3 protein-coding genes are annotated in these 3,486 nt (G+C 76.9%); 1 reads left to right on the top strand and 2 read right to left on the bottom strand.

Annotated elements, in window-relative coordinates:
* Positions 1 to 163 precede the first annotated feature (163 nt).
* Positions 164 to 1,855: an NAD-dependent malic enzyme gene (locus Q7T67_RS08645; protein ID WP_304788089.1), complete on the top strand. Its 1,692-nt coding sequence runs from the start codon at positions 164 to 166 to the stop codon at positions 1,853 to 1,855.
* Positions 1,856 to 1,871: 16 nt separating this feature from the next.
* On the opposite strand, the gene Q7T67_RS08640 is transcribed toward Q7T67_RS08645, so the two are convergent.
* Entirely contained in the window at positions 1,872 to 2,027 is a 156-nt protein-coding gene (locus tag Q7T67_RS08640) for a hypothetical protein (RefSeq protein WP_304788087.1), read from the bottom strand.
* A 145-nt stretch (positions 2,028 to 2,172) separates the two neighbouring features.
* Positions 2,173 to 3,486 (bottom strand): HAMP domain-containing sensor histidine kinase (locus Q7T67_RS08635; RefSeq protein WP_304788085.1); only part of this gene is annotated, 1,314 nt, incomplete at its 5' end.

The following is a 3,486-nucleotide window of genomic DNA, read 5'->3' as shown; positions in this document are numbered from 1 at the left end:
GCCCGCCGACCGCCGACCGCCGACCGCCGCCCGCCACCACCGCCGTCGCCCCGCCCTGCCTCGCCCCGCCCCGCCCCGACCACAACGACCCCAAGCTCCCCGGGCGGGTGGGTCCCGGGCGCTGCCGGGGCGGGCGGCGGCGCACGGGCACTAGGTTCAGGACATGGGCTCGGTGCAGTACCCCCAGATCCTCGAGGACCCGCTCCGCAACCGCGGCACGGCGTTCACGGCCGAGCAGCGACGGGTGCTCGGGCTCGACGGGCTGCTGCCCCCGGCGATCGAGACGTTGGACGAGCAGGTGACCCGGTCCTACGAGGTGTTCCGCCGGCGCCCCAGCGACCTCGACAAGTACGTGAACCTGCGGACCCTGCAGGACACGAACATCGTGCTCTTCTACCGGCTGCTCGTGGACCACCTCGAGGAGGTCCTGCCGATCGTCTACACGCCGACCGTCGGTCTCGCGTGCCAGCGCTTCCACCGGATCTTCCGCCGCCCCCGGGGCCTGACGCTGAGCTACCCGATGCGCGACCGGCTGCCCGAGCTGCTGCGCAACCGCCGGCAGAAGGACGTCGACGTCATCGTCGTCACCGACGGCGAGCGGATCCTCGGTCTCGGGGACCAGGGCGCCGGCGGTCTCGGCATCCCGATCGGCAAGCTCGCGCTCTACACCGCCATCGGCGGGCTGAACCCCGGTCGCACGCTGCCGATCGTGCTCGACGTCGGCACGAACAACCAGGACCGCATCGACGACCCCGGCTACCTCGGCTGGCGGCACGAGCGGATCGAGGGGCAGGAGTACGACGACTTCGTGGAGCGGTTCGTCACCGCGGTGGAGAACGAGCTGCCGGGCGTGCTGGTCCAGTGGGAGGACTTCGCGTCGCGCAACGCCCGGCCGATCCTCGACCGCTACCGCGACCGGATCTGCACGTTCAACGACGACATCCAGGGCACCGCGGCCGTCGCGCTCGGCGCGCTGATCGGTGCGGTCGAGGTGGCGGGGACGCCGCTCCCCCAGCAGCGCGTCGTGATCCTCGGTGCCGGGTCCGCGGCGATCGGGGTGGCCGACGAGATCCGCCACGCGATGATGGACGAGGGCCTGACCGCCGAGGAGGCGCGCCGTCGCTTCTGGGTGGTCGACGTCGACGGGCTCCTCACCGCCGACCGCACCGACCTGACCGACGCCCAGCGCGTCTACGCCCGCGAGGACGTCGGCGGCGCCGGGGCGGTCGCGCCCCGCGGGTCGACCACGCCGGCCGCCGAGCGCACGACCGGGCCGCTGGGGCCCGGCGCCGGGCTGGCCGACGTCGTCCGCGCGGTGCGCCCGACGGCGCTGATCGGGCTGTCCACCGCGCGGGGGGCGTTCACGGAGGAGGTCGTCCGCGAGATGGCCGCCCACGTCGACCGGCCGATCGTCCTGCCGCTGTCGAACCCCACCGCGCGGGCCGAGGCGGACCCGAGGGACCTGATGCGGTGGACGAAGGGGCGCGTCCTGATGGCGACGGGCTCGCCGTTCCCGGAGGTCGAGTACGAGGGCCGCTCGGTGCGCGTCGCGCAGTCCAACAACGTCTACGTCTTCCCGGCGGTGGGGATGGGCGTCGTCGCCGCGCAGGCCGCGCGCGTCACGGACACGATGCTGCGGGCCGCGGCGCGGTCGCTCGGGTCGCTCTCCCCCGCGCTGCAGGATCCGCACGCGCCGCTGCTGCCGCCGATCGGCGCGCTGCGCGACGTCGCGGACACCGTCGCGCTCGCCGTGGCGCGCGCGGCGGTCGACGACGGCGTCGCACCGCAGCGCAGCGACGACGACCTGCGGGACCGCATCGCCCGGGCCCGCTGGGACCCGCGCTACGCGGACTGACCCGCGGCGTCGCGGACTACCGGCGCAGCAGGCCGCGCAGGGCGGCGAGGCCCGTCGCCTTCGGCTGCTGCTGGGTGCGACGGCGACCGAGGCCACGGCGACCGGCGGGCGCGCCACCGGTGCGGCCGCGGTTGGCGCTGGCCAGGGAGAGGATGCGGCGGATGATGTTCATGCCAGGCGGCTACCCGCTCGCGACGAGCGCGAACGCGCCACGCGCGATCGCCCGCCGAACGTCCAGGACGCGGCCCACCGGGCGGCCAGGGCGGCCCCGGCCGCGATCCGGCACCAGACCGGAACTGCCTCCTGGGCTCGTCCGCCTAGGTCCGCGGGACCCCGTCGAGCACCAGGCGCGCCCGCAGGCCCCCGGCCGGCGCGTCCGTCAGCTCGAGCCGGCCGCCGTGGAGGCCGGCCTGCTGCTCGACGATCGCGAGGCCCAGGCCGGAGCCCGGGGTGTCCGCGGAGGCGCCGCGGGCGAACCGCTCGCGCAGGCGATCGCGCTGCTCCGGCGGGATCCCCGGCCCGTCGTCGTCCACCGTGATCCGCACCTCGCCGCCGGCCTGCTCGACGGTGACCGCGATGGCCCCGGCGGGACGGCCGTGCGCGACCGCGTTGCGCAAGAGGTTCTCGACCGCGATGCGGACGCCCGGCGGCCACGCCTCGCGCACGAGCTCGGACGGCGCGTGCAGCTCGATCGCGGTGCCGTCGGGCGCCGAGCGGCGGACGGACGCGACCGCCTCCTCGACGAGCTCGACGAGATCGACGGGCTCGCGCTCGAGGCGCCCGGCGGCGTCGCCGCGGGCGAGCGTCTGCAGCGACTCCAGGAGCGCGACGACCCGGCGGTGCTCCTGTCGCACGTCGTGGAACGCGGCGTCGCGGTCGGGACCCTCGAGCTCGGGGTGGTCGGCCAGGGTCTGCACGCCGGCGCCGATGGTCGCCAGCGGCGTGCGCAACTCGTGACCCGCGTCGGCCGCGAACCGGCGGGTCGCCTCGAGGGCCGCCCGACGCTCGCCGTCCGCGTCCTCCAGCCGGGCGAGCATGGCGTTCAGCGTGCTCGACAGCTCGCGGATCTCCTGCGGCCCGCGCGTCGCGTCGACCCGGGTGGCGAGGTCCGCGGTCACGGCGACCTCGGCGGCCGTGCGGCGCAGGCGGCCCAGTGCGCGCAGCACGGCGCCGACGAGCAGGAACGCGATCAGCAGCGTCGCGGCGACGCCGAGGACCCCTGCGACGGCCACGCGGTCGCGCAGCGTCGCGGCACGCGCGTCGACGGGCCCCAGCGGCGCCGCGGCCTGCACCACGAGCGCGTCGGAGATCGGGCGCTGGACGATCCGCCACGGAGCCCCGCCGGCCTGCACGGTGGCGGGCACGTCGTCCGCGCGGGCGGGCAGGCCGGGGTCGGCGACGCTGCCCAGCCGTTCCGTGACGGTGCCGTCCTGCAGGATCCGGACGAGCGCGACCTCGTCGCCCAGGCGCTGGTCGGCGGGCCCGAGCAGGCGCCCGGGGGCGACGGGCACGGCGGTGGTGCCGCCGGGTGCCGCGGTCGACCCGCCGGACTGCGCCGGGGCGCCGGAGCCCCCGGATCCGCCGGCGGACGGGGAGCCCGCGCCGGGCGTCGGCGGCTCCGGGGACGTCGA

Source organism: Patulibacter sp., from assembly GCF_030655195.1.
In the GTDB taxonomy this organism is placed as follows: domain Bacteria; phylum Actinomycetota; class Thermoleophilia; order Solirubrobacterales; family Solirubrobacteraceae; genus Patulibacter.
This window is presented reverse-complemented; position numbering and strand designations above follow the sequence as displayed.